14 protein-coding genes, 1 tRNA gene and 1 pseudogene are annotated in these 17122 nt (G+C 57.0%); 2 read left to right on the top strand and 14 right to left on the bottom strand.

Going from position 1 to position 17122, the window contains the following annotated elements:
• Window positions 1-30: 30 nt before the first annotated feature.
• From uvrA to DWX75_RS00365, 8 genes and pseudogenes are all read right to left on the bottom strand, one after another.
• On the bottom strand, window positions 31-2859 hold the full coding sequence (gene uvrA, locus DWX75_RS00405) for an excinuclease ABC subunit UvrA (RefSeq protein WP_118013814.1): 2829 nt from the start codon (window positions 2857-2859) through the stop codon (window positions 31-33).
• Window positions 2860-2893: 34 nt separating this feature from the next.
• Window positions 2894-4081, bottom strand: a complete 1188-nt coding sequence (locus DWX75_RS00400) for a multidrug effflux MFS transporter (protein ID WP_199497475.1) — start codon at window positions 4079-4081, stop codon at window positions 2894-2896.
• Between the two features lie 44 nt (window positions 4082-4125).
• A complete protein-coding gene (gene uvrB, locus DWX75_RS00395) occupies window positions 4126-6168 on the bottom strand; it encodes an excinuclease ABC subunit UvrB (protein ID WP_118013810.1) in 2043 nt (680 codons plus the stop codon).
• A gap of 326 nt (window positions 6169-6494) precedes the next feature.
• Window positions 6495-7745 (bottom strand): annotated as a pseudogene (locus DWX75_RS00385) (RNA-guided endonuclease InsQ/TnpB family protein).
• 126 nt (window positions 7746-7871) lie between these two features.
• Window positions 7872-7948: transfer RNA gene (locus tag DWX75_RS00380), tRNA-Pro, on the bottom strand.
• Window positions 7949-8010: 62 nt separating this feature from the next.
• Window positions 8011-8640: a peptidase C39 gene (locus DWX75_RS00375; RefSeq protein ID WP_118013807.1), complete on the bottom strand. Its 630-nt coding sequence runs from the start codon at window positions 8638-8640 to the stop codon at window positions 8011-8013.
• Between the two features lie 30 nt (window positions 8641-8670).
• Complete coding sequence (locus tag DWX75_RS00370) at window positions 8671-9996, bottom strand: NlpC/P60 family protein (protein WP_118013806.1); 1326 nt, start codon at window positions 9994-9996, stop codon at window positions 8671-8673.
• A 48-nt stretch (window positions 9997-10044) separates the two neighbouring features.
• Window positions 10045-10644 (bottom strand): GNAT family N-acetyltransferase, encoded by a 600-nt coding sequence (locus DWX75_RS00365; protein ID WP_118013805.1) that lies wholly within the window; start codon window positions 10642-10644, stop codon window positions 10045-10047.
• Window positions 10645-10896: 252 nt separating this feature from the next.
• Here DWX75_RS00365 and DWX75_RS00360 point away from each other — a divergent pair, with 252 nt between their 5' ends.
• Together DWX75_RS00360 and DWX75_RS00355 are read left to right on the top strand one after the other, a co-directional pair.
• Entirely contained in the window at window positions 10897-11121 is a 225-nt protein-coding gene (locus tag DWX75_RS00360) for a hypothetical protein (RefSeq protein ID WP_118013803.1), read from the top strand.
• Between the two features lie 334 nt (window positions 11122-11455).
• A complete protein-coding gene (locus DWX75_RS00355) occupies window positions 11456-12259 on the top strand; it encodes a metallophosphoesterase family protein (RefSeq protein WP_118013801.1) in 804 nt (267 codons plus the stop codon).
• Between the two features lie 25 nt (window positions 12260-12284).
• Here the strand turns inward: DWX75_RS00355 and DWX75_RS00350 are convergent, their stop codons facing one another.
• From DWX75_RS00350 to DWX75_RS00325, 6 genes are all read right to left on the bottom strand, one after another.
• Window positions 12285-13280, bottom strand: a complete 996-nt coding sequence (locus DWX75_RS00350) for a DUF2971 domain-containing protein (protein WP_158558739.1) — start codon at window positions 13278-13280, stop codon at window positions 12285-12287.
• Window positions 13281-13297: 17 nt separating this feature from the next.
• Window positions 13298-13720: a PPC domain-containing DNA-binding protein gene (locus DWX75_RS00345; protein WP_118013797.1), complete on the bottom strand. Its 423-nt coding sequence runs from the start codon at window positions 13718-13720 to the stop codon at window positions 13298-13300.
• A 156-nt stretch (window positions 13721-13876) separates the two neighbouring features.
• Window positions 13877-14716 carry a metal ABC transporter permease gene (locus DWX75_RS00340; RefSeq protein WP_118013795.1) on the bottom strand — a complete coding sequence of 280 codons (840 nt, stop codon included), beginning with the start codon at window positions 14714-14716 and terminating at the stop codon, window positions 13877-13879.
• Window positions 14716-15522, bottom strand: coding sequence for a metal ABC transporter ATP-binding protein (locus tag DWX75_RS00335; protein ID WP_118013793.1), 807 nt, complete (start codon window positions 15520-15522; stop codon window positions 14716-14718). Before DWX75_RS00335 ends, DWX75_RS00340 begins: the two co-directional genes overlap by 1 nt.
• Window positions 15523-15587: 65 nt before the next feature.
• Window positions 15588-16337, bottom strand: coding sequence for an ABC transporter permease (locus DWX75_RS00330; protein ID WP_118013790.1), 750 nt, complete (start codon window positions 16335-16337; stop codon window positions 15588-15590).
• The gene (locus DWX75_RS00325; RefSeq protein WP_118013788.1) at window positions 16334-17092 is read right to left on the bottom strand and encodes an ABC transporter ATP-binding protein; all 759 of its coding nucleotides are present in this window, start codon (window positions 17090-17092) and stop codon (window positions 16334-16336) included. The genes DWX75_RS00330 and DWX75_RS00325 overlap by 4 nt, the downstream gene beginning before the upstream one ends.
• Between the last annotated feature and the right edge of the window lie 30 nt (window positions 17093-17122).

The raw sequence follows: 17122 nt of genomic DNA, 5'->3' as shown, positions 1-17122 counted from the left end.
CCGTCTGACGAGTGGCCGATGCCAACGCATTCAGACGTTCCTTTCCTGGAGCAGCGGCTGCAGGAACTTCCCGGTATACGACGCTGAGACTTTGACGATGTCTTCGGGGCGCCCCGTCGCTACGATGGTGCCGCCCTGGTCACCGCCCTCGGGGCCGAGGTCGATGATGTAGTCCGCCGTCTTGATGACGTCGAGGTTGTGCTCGATGACGACGACCGTGTCGCCGCCGTCGACGAGGCGCTGCAGGATGTCGAGCAGTTTGTGGATATCCGCCGTATGGAGGCCCGTCGTCGGCTCATCGAGGATGTAGAGCGTCTTGCCCGTCGAGCGGCGCGAGAGCTCCGTCGCCAGCTTGACGCGCTGGGCCTCGCCGCCCGAGAGCGTCGTGGCCGGCTGGCCGAGCTTGATGTAGCCGAGGCCGACATCCTGGATGATCTTGAGCTTGCGCGCAATGCGCGGCACATTGGCAAAGAAGTCCACGGCCTCGTCGATGGTCATATCGAGCACTTCCGAGATATTCTTTCCTTTATAGCGCACTTCGAGCGTCTCGCGGTTGTAGCGTGCGCCCTTGCAGACCTCGCAGGGAACGTAAACATCGGGCAGGAAGTGCATCTCGATTTTCAGGATGCCGTCGCCCTTGCAGGCTTCGCAGCGGCCGCCCTTGACGTTGAAGCTGAAGCGTCCGGCCTTGTAGCCGCGCATACGCGCCTCGCTCGTCTGGCTGAAGAGCTCACGGATGGCATCGAAGACACCCGTGTACGTCGCCGGATTCGAGCGCGGCGTGCGGCCGATGGGCTGCTGATCGATGTCGATGATCTTGTCGATGTTCTCGAGGCCCTTGATTTTCTTGTGTTTGCCCGGCTTGCCCTTCGCGTGGTAGAGGCGCGAGGCTATACCCTTGTAGAGGATCTCGTTGACGAGCGTCGACTTGCCCGAGCCCGATACGCCGGTCACGAGGGTCAGGGTACCGAGCGGGAATTTCACCGTCAGGTTCTTGAGGTTGTTCTCCGCCGCGCCGACGATCTCGATGAACTTTCCATTGCCCGGGCGGCGCTTGGCCGGTACGGGAATGAATTTCCGGCGCGAGAGATACTGCCCCGTGATGGACTCGGGCACCTTCATGATGTCCTCGACGGTGCCCTGTGCCACGACCTGGCCGCCGTGCGCACCGGCACCCGGGCCGATGTCGACGATGTGGTCCGCCGCGTACATCGTGTCCTCGTCGTGCTCGACGACAATCAGCGTGTTGCCGAGGTCGCGCAGATGCTTGAGCGTCGCGAGCAGCCGGTTGTTGTCCCGCTGATGAAGGCCGATGCTCGGCTCGTCGAGGACGTAGAGGACGCCCTGCAGGCCCGAGCCGATCTGCGTGGCCAGACGGATGCGCTGGGCCTCGCCGCCCGAGAGCGTGCCAGCCGAGCGCGAGAGCGTCAGGTAGTCGAGGCCGACATTCAGCAGGAAGCTCAAGCGCGCATGGATTTCCTTGAGGATCTGACTGGCGATTTTCTGTTCGCGTGCCGTGAGTTCCAGGTTCTCAAAGAAGGCATCGGCCTGACGGATGGTCATGGTCGTGACTTCATAGATGTTCCTGCCGCCCACCGTGACGGAAAGCGTCTCCGGCTTGAGGCGCGCACCGTGGCAGGCCTTGCAGGGGATCTCCGTCATGTAGTTCTCGTAGGACTCGCGCATCTCGTCGGAGTCCGTCTCCTGATAGCGGCGCGAGAGCAGGGGCATGACGCCTTCAAACGGGACGAAATACTCCTTGTTCTCCCCAAACATATTCACGTAATGGAATTTGTAGCGTTCATCGCCAGATCCATGCAGCAGGACATCCTGCGTCTTCTTGTCGATCTCGTTCCAGGGTGTCTCCAGCGTATAGCCGCGGGACTCGAGCAGTGCCTTCATGACGCACATCGCATAGGAATGCAGGTTCTTTGAGAGCGGCGCAAAGACGCCGCCACCCACGCTGAGCTCCGGATCCGGCAGGACAAGCTCCTCGTCAAATTCCATATGGCTGCCGAGTCCCATGCAGACCGGGCAGGCGCCGTACGGATTGTTGAAGGAGAACATGCGCGGCGTGATCTCAGGCAGGCTGATGCCGCAGTCGACACAGGCAAAATTCTCGCTGAACATCAGGAGTTCGCCATCGACGATCTGCACATAGGCCACGCCATCGCCAAGCTTCAGCGCCGTCTCCAGCGAATCAGCGAGGCGCGTTTCCATGCCCTCGCGCACGACGAGACGGTCGATGACGACTTCAATCGTGTGCTTCTTGTTCTTTTCGAGCTGGATATCCTCGCCGACATCCATGACTTCGCCATCGACGCGCACGCGCACATAGCCTTCATGGCGGATATGCGCCAGGATCTTCTTGTGCTCGCCCTTCTTGCCGCGCACGACCTGCGCCATGATGAGCAGCTTCGTACGTTCCGGCAGTTCCTTGATCTGATCGATCATCTGATCGACCGTCTGCTGCGTGATGGACTTGCCGCATTTGGGGCAGTGCGGGCGGCCGGCCCTTGCGAACAAGAGGCGCAGATAATCGTAGATTTCCGTGACCGTGCCGACCGTGGAACGCGGATTGTGGCTCGTCGTCTTCTGGTCGATGGAGATGGCCGGCGAAAGGCCATCGATCTGATCAACGTCAGGCTTGTCCATCTGGCCAAGGAACTGTCTCGCATACGACGAAAGCGATTCGACATAGCGGCGCTGTCCTTCGGCATAAATCGTATCGAAAGCCAGCGAAGACTTGCCGGAACCCGAAAGCCCCGTGATGACCACGAGCTTGTCACGCGGGATCTCGAGGCTGATATTCTTGAGATTATGGGCGCGCGCGCCCTTGATTCTGATGCTGTTTTCCATAATCATATTCCTTCATGTATCTGCATGTCCGCCCTCAGGCCTCAGCATGGCGGCGGATCATCAAATGGTAAACGAGCTCGCTCAACAGGTAGCCGGCGAGCATCAAAATGGCCATCGGCAGCGGATTGCTGTCGCCGGCAATACCGGTCAGCGGCATCATCACGCCGCCCAGGATCATCTGGCTGAAGCCCAGCAGCGCACTGGCCGAACCGGCATTCCTGCCCTGGCGCGAAAGTGCGAGCGAAAAGCTGGCCGTCCCCATGATGGAAAGCGGCACGATCGTCACGAACAGGACGGGCAGCGTATACCAGATGGGCGCGCCGAACAGGAAGCCCACAAGCAGGAAAACCGCACCAATCAGCGGGATCCGCAGCGAGATTGCCAAAAGCTTTTCATCGGGCACGCGTCCGGCAAAACGCGCGGGAACGGTGCCGGCCACGAGCAGGCCCGCGCCGATGCCGCCAAAGATCAGGCTGTAGGCCTGAGCCGAAACGTGGTAAACATTCTGGAAGACGAACGAACTGCCGCCGATATACGAAAAGAATGAACCGAAGAAAAAGAGCTGCAGCAGGCAGTGGCCGAGAAAATAACGGTCGCGCAGGAGCTGCGGGAATTTGGCAAACGATTGTCCGATGCTGTGCAGCCGTTCGGCCGGCTTGAGCGTCTCGCGGTAGAGCGCCGTGGAAACGAACTGGGCGATGCCGACGAGCACGAGAATGGCAAAGATGCCGCGCCAGCTCGTGAAGCGCAGGATCTGGCCGCCGACGACCGGCGCTGCAATCGGTGCCAGTCCGTTGACGAGCATCAAAATGGCAAAGAACCGCGTGAGCTCCGGCCCCTCCGCCACATCGCGCGCGATGGCCCGGGCGATGACGATGCCGCTCGCGCCGCTGAAGCCCTGCAGGAAACGGAATACGAGGAAGGCCGTGATGTGTTCGGACAGGCAGGCGCCGGCACTCGCGGCCGTAAAGACCAGCATGCCCAGCAGCAGGGGCAGCTTGCGTCCAAAGCGGTCGGAAAGCGGCCCCATGAAGATCTGCCCGAAGGCCATGCCGAGCATCGTCATGGTCAAGGTCAGCTGTGTCAGCGAGGCCGATATTCCGAAATCCCCGCCGAGTTCCGGCAAAGCCGGCAAATACATATCCGTCGAAAGCGGTGCCATCGCCGTCATGATGCCGAGAAACACCGTCAAAAACAACTTCTGCCTTGGACTCAATCGCAAAAGAATCTTCCTTTCCCAAATCGTAACCTGTTTCCTGATACGCGTCATGATTGTTTCGGTTTCGCGCCGGGCAGGCTGCCGTCGAGCTCCAGGATCATATCGCGGAGTTCCGCCGCCCGCTCAAATTCAAGGGCCCGCGAAGCCTGCTGCATCTCGCGCGTCAGCGTCTTGATGAGCTTTTCCTTATCCTTCTTCGTCAGCTTCTTCCTGCCCTTCTTGACCTCGTACCTGCCCCCCGTCTCGGCGACGAGCGTCGTCTCAATGAGCGGTTTGATGGGCTTGACGATGGTCTTCGGCGTGATGCCATGGGCCTTGTTGTACGCGTCCTGGATCTCGCGGCGGCGGGCTGTCTCGTCGATGGCCCGCTGCATCGAATCCGTAATACGATCCGCGTACATGATGACATGGCCATGTGCATTGCGGGCAGCACGGCCGATGATCTGGATGAGCGACGTATCGGAACGCAGGAAGCCTTCCTTGTCGGCATCGAGAATGGCGATCAGCGATACCTCCGGCATGTCGAGGCCCTCACGCAGGAGGTTGATGCCGACGAGCACATCGAATTCGCCGGCCCGCAGGTCGTGGATGATCTCCGCGCGCTCGATGGTCGCGATATCCGAATGCAGGTAACGAACCTTGACGCCGACTTCCTTGAAGTAATCCGTGAGGTTCTCGGCCATCTTCTTCGTCAGCGTCGTGACGAGCACGCGCTCCTGCCGTTCGATGCGCAGCTTGATTTCCGCCAGCAGGTCGTCGATCTGCCCTTCGAGCGGCCGCACCTCGATCTCGGGGTCCAGCAGGCCCGTCGGGCGGATGATCTGCTGTGCCACCTGCTGCGCCTGGCTGAGCTCGTACTTGCCGGGCGTTGCCGACACATAGATGATCTGGTTGATGCGGGCGGCAAACTCCTCAAAGGTCAACGGGCGGTTGTCAAAGGCCGAGGGCAGGCGGAAGCCGTTCTCTACAAGCGACACCTTGCGGCTGCGGTCGCCGGCATACATCGCATGGAGCTGTGGCAGCGTCACATGGGACTCGTCCATGACAATCAGGAAATCTTCCGGGAAGTAGTCGAGCAGCGTATACGGCGCATCTCCGGCCTTGCGGTGCGTCAGATGGCGCGAATAGTTCTCGATGCCCGAGCAGTAGCCGACCTCCTGCATCATCTCGAGATCGTAGCGCGTGCGTTCCTCGATGCGCTGCGCTTCGAGGAGCTTGCCATCGGCCTTGAATTTCCGGACCTGTTCCTCCATCTCCGCCTCGATGTCCTTCATGGCAATCTTGAGGTCCTCGTCTTCCGTGACGTAGTGCGAAGCCGGGAAGATCATCGAATGCGTGCGCTCGCCATAGACCTCTCCCGTCACGACGTCGAACTCGAGGATGCGGTCGACTTCGTCGCCAAAGAGCTCGATGCGCACGGCGCGGTTGTTGTAGCCGGCCGGAAAGACCTCGATGACGTCGCCGCGCACGCGGAACTGGCCGCGCTCAAACGCCACGTCATTGCGCTCATAGCGGATGGAAATGAGCTTGCGCAGAATGGCATCGCGCTCGACCTCCTGTCCCTTGTGCAGCGACAGCACCATTTCGTGGTAGCTTTCCGGTGAACCCAGACCATAGATGCACGAAACCGACGCGACGATGATGACGTCGCGGCGCTCAAAGAGCGAACACGTCGCACTGTGACGCAGCTCATCGATCTCGTCATTGATGGAGGCGTCCTTCTCGATGTACGTGTCCGTCGAAGCGATGTAGGCCTCAGGCTGATAGAAATCGTAGTAGCTGACGAAATAGCCTACATAATTATGAGGGAAGAACGCCTTGAACTCACTCGCAAGCTGCGCGGCCAGCGTCTTGTTGTGCGCGATGACGAGCGTCGGCTTCTGCACCTTCTCGATGACCTTGGCGATCGTGTACGTCTTGCCCGTGCCCGTCGCGCCGAGCAGGACCTGCGCTTTCTGTCCCGCTTCCACACCGGCCGCCAGCTCAGCAATCGCTTCGGGCTGATCGCCCATCGGTTCAAACGGTGCCACTACCTCAAATGGCGTTTCTTTATCAAAATGCATCGTATTGAGTTTCGGCACCATGCCCATGACGTTCCCTCCATAATCAAAAAACATTATCCATTAGCGATACGTACCTCCATTATATACGCCTAAAACAAAAAAATCCATAATAAAAGAACTGCTCATAAAATCATTTCCTCATTTCATGAGCAGTTCTTTTCTTTACTCGTTTAGAAATCCATCGTTTCTCTAAAAAAGTCGGAACGACGTGATGTCGGCTGCCATATAGGCCTCCAGGAAGCATGCTGCTGGAGTTTGACTGGGTAGAATTTGCCTGCTTCATCGTGAAAATGCAGCAGTAAACCAATTGACCAGCCCTTTATCGTCCGCAAGCCGCCAAACGGACAAGTATTTTATACACGGAACAGCATCTGGCCACGCTGCAGGATATTTTGTGCTGCATTATGGTCACGCTGGTGGCTTACATGACAAACCGGGCACGTCCAGATGCGCTGCGAAAGTTTCAACCGCTTTCTCAAAGGCAGTATATGACCGCACGAAGAACATCTCTGTGTCGTATAAGCAGGTTCAACCTGTAAAAAAATCCGTCCGTAGTTATCTGCTTTCATGGCCAATAACTTTAAGAATGACTGCCATCCTGCCTGTTGGATTACCCGCCTGCTGCGACTTACATGAAGCAGATGACGAACATCAAGTTTTTCAGCGACAATCACACCGTGGTTCTTGATGAGATGCCAAGACTGAATATGCAAGAAATCCATTCTCTGCCGTTTGATCTGTCGTTACAGACGCGCCACTCTCTGACGCTGTTTTTGATAATTTCTCCCATTTTTCAACATGATTTTTTTCCTGCGACAAGACACAGCTTTTCTCGAAAGAATACGACGCGCTCGTTTCAAGCGCTCAAGCAAGTGTTGCCGTACGGGCATTTCAACCGTCTCGCCATTGGAGTCCGTATAAAAGTTGCAAAGATTCAAATCAATGCCCAGACTGTCCTCCTTATGGAACAAAACATCAAAAAATGGCTGATCTGATGCCAACTGCATGGACAAAAAATAATCGCCACAGGCATCCCTGCGAATCGTCATCGTTCCGATACGCACCGTTTTCATATCAAAAAGCTTATCCATCCATTTGCGTGATCCCTTGCAGCGCATCAATCCCAATTTCGGTATATAAACATGATGCTTATCACGAAAGCCAGCACTGCCGTTTGTCAATTCAGCCCGTAACACTCTTTTGGGATGATAATGCGGATTTGTTTGATACGTCTGTCCATACGTCCTGCGTCGAAAAGCCGGAGGGGATGTCGTTTCTCCCTGTCGGTAACAATGCCAGGCATGAGCATAATTTTTCTTGGCATTGGCAATCATATTAGCATCAAGCTCCGGATCGTCCATCCACAAAAAATGGGCCTTCAACGCTGTAACGGACTTCATTCTCTCCTGCAGGCAGGCAATGCGTTCACTGATTCCTTTGATGTAAATATTTAAAGAGCCAAATGATGATATTTCCTTACTGCAGGCCACCATTTCATTGTATACAAAACGAGCAGCATCTGCGTTCTTCTTGATCAGCCGCTTTTGACGATGGCTTGGATACAACCGCAGGCAAGCGCCAGCGTAATAAGAGTATTCTGACATTCTCTTCAGCATCACAGCCCCCTCCGTTCAAAGTAAAGATTACCTGCCTATAGCATATCATATATTGTCTTATCACGAAACAATAAAAAAGCCCTCTACATCACATAGAGGACTCATTTTGCTAAATGGTCGGAATAGGGAGATTTGAACTCCCGACCTCTTCCACCCCAAGGAAGCGCGCTACCAAACTGCGCCATATCCCGACAACGTATTATATTATACCGTATTTTCGCATCCTTGTAAAGGAGAAACGGCAAAAAACAAGTCAGATAAAATACTCGATGGTATCCTGAGCCGTCTTTTCCGTGCGCTTGTTGAAGAGCAGCACAGCCTCGCGGTCGTCCACGGGGCCCAGGGCGTAGGGCTCATTGCTCTCGCGGTTGAAGCAGGAAAACGGCACGATGCGGTTGTAGGATTTCGGAGCAGCCAGCGTCAGACGAATGCCCGTACCGTCAAACTCCCTGCTTTCCTCCGGCACATACCAAGGGTCGAACATGCGGATGCCGTCAGCCTGTACGCCGGTCAGCAAAGCGTAATGCTCCACTTCGTAAAAAAGGCGCACGACGACGGCGCCGCCGCGGTGCAGGGCGTCGTTGACGAGGCTCTCCTGTCCGATGTACACGGCCTTGCCCGAAAGATATTGACTCGAGAGCGGCAGGTTCGTCGCCCTGCCGAACCCGTCCAGCCAGTTCGAGAGGAACATCATCGCCATGCGGCTCGTGCCGGCGCGGCCCGGTTCCCCCTTATTGCTGTAGCAGTCGAGGCTGTAGAGCATGACATTGCGGATGATCTCGGGCGGAATCTCTTCGCGCTCGAACAGGTAGCTGACTGCATTGAGCATCGTCGTCGGACCGCAGTCATACTCCGAAAACTGATAGCGCAAAGGACTTTTCATGAACTTTCGTTACTCCCATCTTTTGACAGGTCACAGGGACCCGAGATAATGCACACCGTCGATGTACGGATTGCCGCTGGCATTCAGGAACGTCGTCGTCGACGCGATGACCTTGCGCAGATAATGCTTGCCGTAATCGCTGCCGAAGCTGAACCAGCTGCTCATGGACTGCAGGACGATTGGCGTGCCGTCCGCATCCTCGCCGAGATACATCATGACGTGCGTGTTGTTCGCCAGCAGCGTGCCGGGCCTGCAGCGGGAGAGCGCCGCGAGGCGTTCTTCTTCGCTCATGCCGGAAAGATTCGTGACATCCGGCATGGATTTGGCCTGCTGATCGGCATCGCGCGGAATCTCCACGCCCATGCTGCGGTAAACATCGGCCACGAAAGCCGAACAGTCGACGCTGTCATCGAGGCCGCCCCAGCCGTAGACATCGCCGAGGAAGCGGAACCCCTGACGGATGAAATTGTTCTCCGTGCAGGGCAGGAACCCATGATGCAGGGTATCGTCCGCCGGCAGCGTAACAAGCTCTTCGCGTAATTTCCCCGCCTCTGCGCCGGGCAGGCGCAGCTGCAGGCGGCCGCTTTCTGCACTCCTGACGGGAATCTTCGCGCCCATCTGAAAGAGCAGACTGCGGCCGCCCGGCGCTGCAATCTGCTTCTTGTTCGCCGTCACCACGGCAAAGTCAGCCGGCTGGACATAGCCGAGCCAAGTATCGCGGTCCGTGAGTCCAAGTGAAGATTTCGCCAGCCAGCCGTCGTAATAGCGCGAGGCGACAAAGAAGAACTTGCCGTCGTAACTGTCCGCCAGGATGGCGACAGGCTCCGCCGGGTCGAGTGCCGTAGCCTGCAGCATGTCGTAATGCGTGTCACCGGCCGACTCAAACCAGCCGGCGGCTTCCGGTAGCAAGCGCAGGTTGGCGCGCTCGGTCACGATGCCGTAGCGCAGATGCTCCTCCTGCGGCAGGGAGGCAAGATTGCAGTTCTTGCGCGCAAATCCATAGCTGTAAGCCGTGAGTGCCGCACCATTCTTGTAGAGACCAGGCACGCTGGCCGTGTCAAAATCACCAAGAGCCTGTACGGCCTCGATGCGCCGCTCGATTTCATTGCCGGTGATGGTCTCCGGCATGGCGGCAAGATCAACGAGCATCTCATTGTGCTGGCGGAGCACGGCATTGACGTTCTTGACCCCGGCCGCATCGAGCAGGACGCGCTCTCCTTCCGGATGACGGCTTACCCAGTAGGCAGGTGTCGCCCGCTCATCCGAGATTTCCGGCGAAGCATCCGCCGAAGATAGCTGCCAGCAAAACGCCAGCAGAAAAACAGCCAGCAGGACTTTTCCCGCTCTTATCCTCATATTATCAACACTCCTTGTTCCATGTCCCTGACTTCATACGCGCAGGCTTCACGCGATGCCATAACATTCGCGGATGATGGCGCGCACTTCCGGGAACGGGCGAATCGGTTCCGGATTATCGGGATGATTGCCGATGATTTTCTCCATCCAGACCATGTCGTACCAGCGGCCGAACTTGCAGCCGCTGTCGTGGAAACGGCCCACCCAGGCATAGCCGAGATGACGATGGTAATCGACGCTGTTCGTCGTCAGATATTCATCTTCCTTTTTCGGATAGCCGATGCAGGCATTGAGATTGAGGACCCCCATCTCGCGCAGGATGTTCTCAAGCGCCGTGTAGAGGGCGCGTCCTAGGCCTGAACGGCGGGCATGGCGCGCCACATAGATGGATGTCTCAACCGACCAGTCATAAGCCGCGCGCCCGACGAACGGACCGGCATAGGCATAGCCGGCAATCTTTCCGTCCTGCAGGGCGACGAGATACGGATAACGCTCAAGCGTACGGGCAATCCGGCGCCGGAATTCCTCAACCGTCGGCACCTCACACTCAAAGCTGATGGCCGTATCCGTGACGTACGGCGCATAAACGGCCAGCAAGGCATCGGCATCATCCGGTGTCGCGACCCGGATCTCAATCTCGTTTCCCATCGTATCACAATCCTTATCCTGAAAGAACCCTAAACTGCTGTAAAATATTATCCTCTAAATATGTGTTTTTTTCAAGCATTCACTCCGTTTTGTCTCAGGAAATCTGATTGTGTATCCAACGTTACAGAAACAGCAGCATCAAATCCGTATACTGATACTTGTAAAGGGCAAACGTTCCCAGAATCCTGGGCAACAGATGAATGATAAAAAGAAACAGGAACAGCCCTAGCAAGAGAAAGGAACGTGATTACCATGGCTGACAAGAATGCATTTGTTCTGCAGGATGACTGCAGCTACTGCGGCGCACAGGAGAAGGAAGAACAGAAGGAACTCTTATATGAGTGCAGCAATTGCGGCATGCTCTACTGCGACAGCTGCGGTGAGGAAAAGGGCTGCCCAAACTGCGGGGCTCCATTCAGTGACTCGCATCCGATTGAGCCATTGGGGGCCAGCAGCTGGAATCCGAATCAGGGCTGAGCAAAAGCAAGGCCGTATCTGCGTCCCTCGATGCGCAGGGCTCCTTCATCCCCACTCTGACCAAGCGCACACAAAAGCGCACTGCAGTTGATGCCGAGGAATTTCGTCATCGCCGCAGCCGCAAGTTTTACCCGGACAGCTCCATGACTTCTGCGGCATCTTCCTGAAAAGATGCCGCGGCGGTCACGGAGCTTTTTCTGGCTTAAAATACATATCCGTATTTTCGTTCCTTTCCTCTGCTTTGATAGATGATTCTGCCAGTTTTTGCTATAATATGAGTTGAACTCATGTATCATTGCACACATAACAAGATCTGAATGAGGTATTGGTGCATATGAATATCTTAGAAGAAATCCGGCAAAAGCAGAAACACATACAAGACGGCCGTATTCAAAACGATGACGGACTCGTCCTCATACCAGCCCCAGAACGGTTCCGCCGTCTGCTGGCCATCGGCGACATCCATGGCAACTGGCACCGCCTGCTCTCGCTCTGGCCCCAGATACAGTATCAGGATGACGATCTGCTCGTCTTCCTCGGCGACTACATCGACCGCGGCACGCACGGTGCCGAGGTCCTGCAGCTCGTCATGGAGCTCATCGAGAAACACCCGCATATCATCGCGCTGACCGGCAACCATGAGGCCATGATGCTCCACTATTTCCAGAATCACAGCATCCGCGAGCCCATGGATCTCTCACACGGCTGGCTTCGCAGCGGCGGGCAGCCCACCTTCAGGGGGCTGCGCCGCCTTTACGAAGTGGACTGCGGGCGCTACCACGCCGTACTCGAATTCCTGCTCTCCCTCAACCATCTCGCGGCCGCCGGCACGGACTTCATCTTCACGCATGCCGGCTTTTACCCCGAGCAGTCTTATGAAGAGCAGGTCGACGACATGCTCTGGCTGCGCACGGAATTCTACGAAGACTACGCTAGCAGGCCGCGCGTCATCATCGGCCATACACCCGTGCAGTACTTCTCCTCCGAACACACCGCACCGCTGCTCTTCAAGAATCACATCCTCGACTGCGACACGGGTTCTTTCCTGCCGGACGGGCGCGTCAGCTGCATCGACGTACGGAAGCTCCAGTGCTGGCAGAGCCATCCGGGCATCCCGCCTGATGCACCATCAACATAAACGTGCACCTTCCATCCCCCTGCCTTCAGCGCAGGGGGATGTTGCTTTTGCTGACGCGTTCGCTGGCATTGTTGATACCGATCTCCTCGAGCATCCGCACGAAGGCCGCCTGGATGACATCGGCGTACTGGCTCGGGCCGATGATGATTTCTTCCAGAGCTTCCTCGAGCGGCACGCCAGGCTCCTTATCTCCCGGGCCGCAGAACGGCAGCTTGTAGATGATCTGCGGGATGCCGTCGACGACCACGATATCGTGATGCAGGCGGCTGCTCGCCGTCTCATGATAGACAAAACGCCACTCGCGTTCCTCCACGAAGCCCGGATTCTTGATGGAAAAGAGCGACATCATCAGCATGTTGACGAAGTACTCGAGGACCTTGGCCGGCTCATAGCGCTGCAGGGCATCGAGATGTACTTCGATATTGTCGAGCATCCAGTCAAAGCCTTCGGTAAACTGAGACTGGCTCAGGTATTCCACGGGTGTCAGCACCAGCGGCAGCGGAGCAAGCGGGCGAAAAATGGCCTTGGGCTTCAGCACGAAAGCCACGCCGGTCTTCCTGCCATAGGCACGCCACATCGAGAGACGTCCCTTGCCCTTCTCGCGCGGGCGCTGCTCGGCCACGCAGGCCAGATACGTATGCGTGATGTAGCGCTGCTCATTGCGGTTGAGGTCGCTCATCATGGAATCGAGCACATTATCGCCCCAGTCGAGACGCGCCGCGAGTTTCTGGATGCGTTCGCGGCGGTAAGCGGAGCCATAGATCGTCTTGTTGAGCAGCTGGATGCCGTAATCGATTTCCCGATAGTCATTCATGCAGGCTGCCGCCCGCATCCAGAGCTGATGCCCCTTGAGGATATTGATTCCCGTGCCGGCGCTCGTATAGTAGGCAAAGCGCATGGTATCCAGCCGCGTCTTCTTGAGCCGCCGGGCATAGATGGGCTGAAAGATCTCCAGGAACTCCCCGAGTTCCACATACCGCTTCTCAAGGCCGGCGGCAGCCGGCTGATTCTGCTGGGTCATGACCATCCCCGCTTCCCTCAGAATTTCCAGATGTTGAGGCCCGTCTGCTCACTGCGCACCCGGTCGATCTCACCCGGCAGAACCGTCACAATGATTTCAGCCGTCGCGCTGATGACGGCTTCATTGAGGTGGCCGCCGTGCGCATAGCCTTCCTCATCCCCAACCGCGATGTGCAGATGGCTGTAAGGCTTGCCCTGCATCGTGTCAAGCGTACCCGTAAGCGAGAGCATCTCGTAGGCTCCCGTGAGCGTATTGGCCTTGTATGCCTGCTTCGGCACATTGTAAACACCCATGACGACTTTCTTGACCGCACCAAGGCCCTGCACCATCGCGAGACGGATGCCTTCTTCCGCTGCCAGCTTCCCCAGCGAAGCGATGATTTCATCATCGGGATCGAGGCGCAGCAGCCAGCGCGTTTCATCGAGTTTCTTGTATTCCATATCAATCACCCTCCTTATATAGGGAGTATTCGCGAAAACAAGGCGAAATCCTTTTCTGCCACCCTTGAACAACTGGTAAAATCACCCTGGAAATCGGAAAAGCCGGACAAGAGAAATCTTGTCCGGCCAGCCAGGCGATATTTCTGCCCAGTCCGTTCAGCGTGCAAAGAACGGCTTGAGGAACAGGGTGATGAAGAACAGGATGGCGGCGATGACGACGATGGTCGCACCGGCAGCCATGTTGCAGTAATAGGCGATGACGAGGCCCGCAAAGCCCGAGAACATCGCGACGAGGACGGAAACGACGTGGTACTGCTTCACATTGTTCGTGACGTTGCGCGCCGCCGCAGCCGGCAGGACCAGCAAGGCGTTGATGATGAGAATGCCGACCCACTGGATGCTGATGGACACCACGATGGCCAGCAGCGAGGCGAACAGGCTCTCCACCAGCAGCGAATGGATGCCGCGGCTCCGCGCAAACGACGGATTGATGGAAAGGATCAGCAAACGGTTGAAGATCAGACACCATGCAGCCACGACGAGCATGAAGACCACGGCCAGCGCCATAAGATCGTCAGGCGAGATGCTCAGGATGTCGCCGATGAGATACGAGGAGAATTTGTTGAAGCCGCCGCCATGGCTCATGATCATGAGGCCCAGTGCGATGGCCGTCGACGAGAACACGCCGATGATCGTATCGGTCGAGGCCGTGCTCTTGTTCTTGATCCAGGTGATGAAGAGCGCGAAGAGTACGGAGAAGATGACGAGCGACAAAAGCGGCGATACGGAGCCCAGGAGCACGCCGATGGCAATGCCCGTGAAGGCTCCGTGTCCAAGCGAATCGGAGAAGAAGGCCATGCGGTTTGACACGACCATCGTGCTGAGCAGGCCGAAAAGAGGCGTCACGAGCACGATGGCCAGGAAGGCATTCTTCATGAAATCGCTGCCGAGAAAGGCAAACGGCAGCAGGTCGAGCAGGGAATAAACGGTTTCCATCAGGCGTTCCCCCTCTCCGCGGCCGCCTCTGCGGCTGTCTCACCGGCGAGCATGCCGAAGATCTTCTTCGTGCGCGCATCGGCAAACACTTCCTCCGGTGTACCGCTCATGACGACGCCCTTGTTCATCAGCACAACCTGGTCGGCATGGCGGGCCACCATGTTGAGGTCATGCGAGATGAGGATGATGGCCATATCTTCCTTCTCGCGCAGATCCGCCACGATCTCGTAGAAGAGCTCGAGTCCGTTCTGGTCGACACCCGAAACGGGCTCATCGAGCAGCAGGAGATCCGGCATCGGATCGAGGGCCAGCGCCAGCAACACGCGCTGAAGCTCACCGCCTGAGAGCGCACCGAGCCGCCGGTCAATGAGATGCTCCGCCTTGACGCGCGCGAGGCTCTTCAAGACGCGCGGCCGCAGGGATCTGGCCGAGCAGAGCCAGACGGGGCGATTTGTCAGGCAGGCCATGAAGATATCCATGACGCTCGTCGGCGCGCTGACATCAAAGCGCAGGTACTGCGGCACGTAGCCGATGAGCGGATGGCCCGTATGCTTGCCCTTGGCATCGACGTAATGCAGCGTGCCCGTATGCGGAATCTCGCCGAGAATGGCCTTGAGAAGCGTGCTCTTGCCTGCGCCGTTCGGACCGATGAGGGCCGTGAGCTGGCCGCAGTGGATGTGGATGTTCACATCCTCGAAGATGGTCAGACGCCCAATCTTCACGCCGAAATTCTCGATTTTCGTACAGCAGAGCTTCTTGCAGTCCGTGCAGGAAGTCGCATGATGATGTAAAATCGTCTTGAACAAAATGTATATCCTTTATCCTTTCTGGCAGTCCGGGAAACATGCTGCCGCATGTATGCAAAATAGCGTCATTCTGTGAGTTTGCGGAACGAGCGGCTGCCCCATACCAGGCCGATGAAGGCGTAGATCAGCAGGACGAGCAGCGAAAGATACGATACCTCTGCCCCGCTGCCGAGCCCGCGCAAGAGATAACTCGTATGCGTGAGCGGCAGCACCTCGATGACCAGACGCACCAGAGAAGGCAGCGCCTGTGTCGAAAAGAACGTGCCGCAGAGGAACGACATCGGCAGCAGGATGTACGTATTGACCTGCGCCATCTCCTCGTACGTATTGATCTTCATCGCAGCGAGGAAGCCGATCTCGGCAAAGATGATGCAGTTGAGCACCAGCACGCAGAAGAAGAGCGGCGTCATCGTGAAATGCGCGCCGAAGAGCAGCGCGAGGATGACGATGATCGCCGAGGAGATCAGCGCGCGCAGCACGGCCGCCGCCACCTTGCCGATGACGAAGGCATCGGGCCAGATGGGCGCGATGATGTACTCCTCGAGGCTCTTGTGGTAGATGCGTTCCGCGTGTACCGGCGTGATGCTGTTGAAGCTGATGTTCATGGAATTGAGTGCGAGAATGCCCGGCACGATGAAGTCGAGATATGTGCCGGAATCCACCTGGATGCTGCGGCCAAGTCCCCAGCCGAACGCGACGAGATAGAGCATCGGGGCCACCATGCGCGACAAAATGAATTTCGTCATGCGCCGTTTCAGCACGACCCAGTCGCGCCAGAAGACGGTCCAGACATCTTCCCAGTAATGATATTTCATCGCCGTGCCTCCTTTTTATCCGTCATGGCCAGGAATACTTCCTCGAGATTCGGCAGATTCGTCTTCTCCCGCAGATGCTGCGGGCTGTCGAGATCCACGAGCTTCCCTTTGTTCAGAATGGCCACGCGATTGCAGAGGGCCTCGGCTTCTTCAATATAATGCGTCGTCAGGAAAACTGTCACACCCTGGTCAGCCATATGGCGCACCAGTTCCCAGATACGGCGGCGGACCTGCGGGTCAAGTGCCACGGTCGGTTCATCAAGAAACAGGATTTTCGGCCGGTGAATGAGTGCCCGGATGATCAAAAGACGGCGCTTCATGCCGCCCGACAGCCGGCGCACGCCATCATGAACGACATCGCCAAGTTCCACATAATCCAGGAGTTCTGCGACGCGCTCCTGACGTTCCTTTTTCCCCAGATGATGCAGCCTCGCATGTAGTTCCATATTTTCTCCGACGGTGAGATCCTGATCAAAATTGATATGCTGCGGAACGACGCCGATGCACGACTTGATGGCCTGCGGCTCCTTGGCGGTATCGAGGCCATCGTAAAGAATTCTGCCCGCTGTCGGCTGGGTCTGCATCGTCATCATGCGGATTGTCGTTGTCTTGCCGGCACCGTTCGGTCCGAGCAGGCCGAAAATTTCGCCCCGGCCCACAGAAAAACTCAGATCATTGACGGCTGTCTTCCAGCTGTCCTTCCCATTTTTATCTTTATGCGGAAAACGCTTCACCAGATGTTCCACGTCAATCATGGCAATCCCCCTTTCAAGATCGTTCAAATA

The organism is Mitsuokella sp. AF21-1AC (genome assembly GCF_003458855.1).
Classification (GTDB): Bacteria; Bacillota; Negativicutes; order Selenomonadales; family Selenomonadaceae; genus Mitsuokella.
Note: the sequence above shows the minus strand (reverse complement) of the source record. Positions and strands in the feature narration are given on the sequence as shown.

What these genes read in the sequence shown, in the direction of transcription:
- DWX75_RS00355 (WP_118013801.1), top strand. Translation starts at nt 11,456, where the DNA reads ATGAATATCTTAGAAGAAATCCGGCAAAAGCAGAAACACATACAAGAC.
- uvrB (WP_118013810.1), bottom strand. Translation starts at nt 6,168, where the DNA reads ATGGGCATGGTGCCGAAACTCAATACGATGCATTTTGATAAAGAAACG.
- DWX75_RS00365 (WP_118013805.1), bottom strand. Translation starts at nt 10,644, where the DNA reads ATGGGAAACGAGATTGAGATCCGGGTCGCGACACCGGATGATGCCGAT.
- DWX75_RS00375 (WP_118013807.1), bottom strand. Translation starts at nt 8,640, where the DNA reads ATGAAAAGTCCTTTGCGCTATCAGTTTTCGGAGTATGACTGCGGTCCG.
- DWX75_RS00370 (WP_118013806.1), bottom strand. Translation starts at nt 9,996, where the DNA reads ATGAGGATAAGAGCGGGAAAAGTCCTGCTGGCTGTTTTTCTGCTGGCG.
- uvrA (WP_118013814.1), bottom strand. Translation starts at nt 2,859, where the DNA reads ATGGAAAACAGCATCAGAATCAAGGGCGCGCGCGCCCATAATCTCAAG.
- DWX75_RS00360 (WP_118013803.1), top strand. Translation starts at nt 10,897, where the DNA reads ATGGCTGACAAGAATGCATTTGTTCTGCAGGATGACTGCAGCTACTGC.
- DWX75_RS00330 (WP_118013790.1), bottom strand. Translation starts at nt 16,337, where the DNA reads ATGAAATATCATTACTGGGAAGATGTCTGGACCGTCTTCTGGCGCGAC.
- DWX75_RS00350 (WP_158558739.1), bottom strand. Translation starts at nt 13,280, where the DNA reads ATGACCCAGCAGAATCAGCCGGCTGCCGCCGGCCTTGAGAAGCGGTAT.
- DWX75_RS00325 (WP_118013788.1), bottom strand. Translation starts at nt 17,092, where the DNA reads ATGATTGACGTGGAACATCTGGTGAAGCGTTTTCCGCATAAAGATAAA.
- DWX75_RS00340 (WP_118013795.1), bottom strand. Translation starts at nt 14,716, where the DNA reads ATGGAAACCGTTTATTCCCTGCTCGACCTGCTGCCGTTTGCCTTTCTC.
- DWX75_RS00345 (WP_118013797.1), bottom strand. Translation starts at nt 13,720, where the DNA reads ATGGAATACAAGAAACTCGATGAAACGCGCTGGCTGCTGCGCCTCGAT.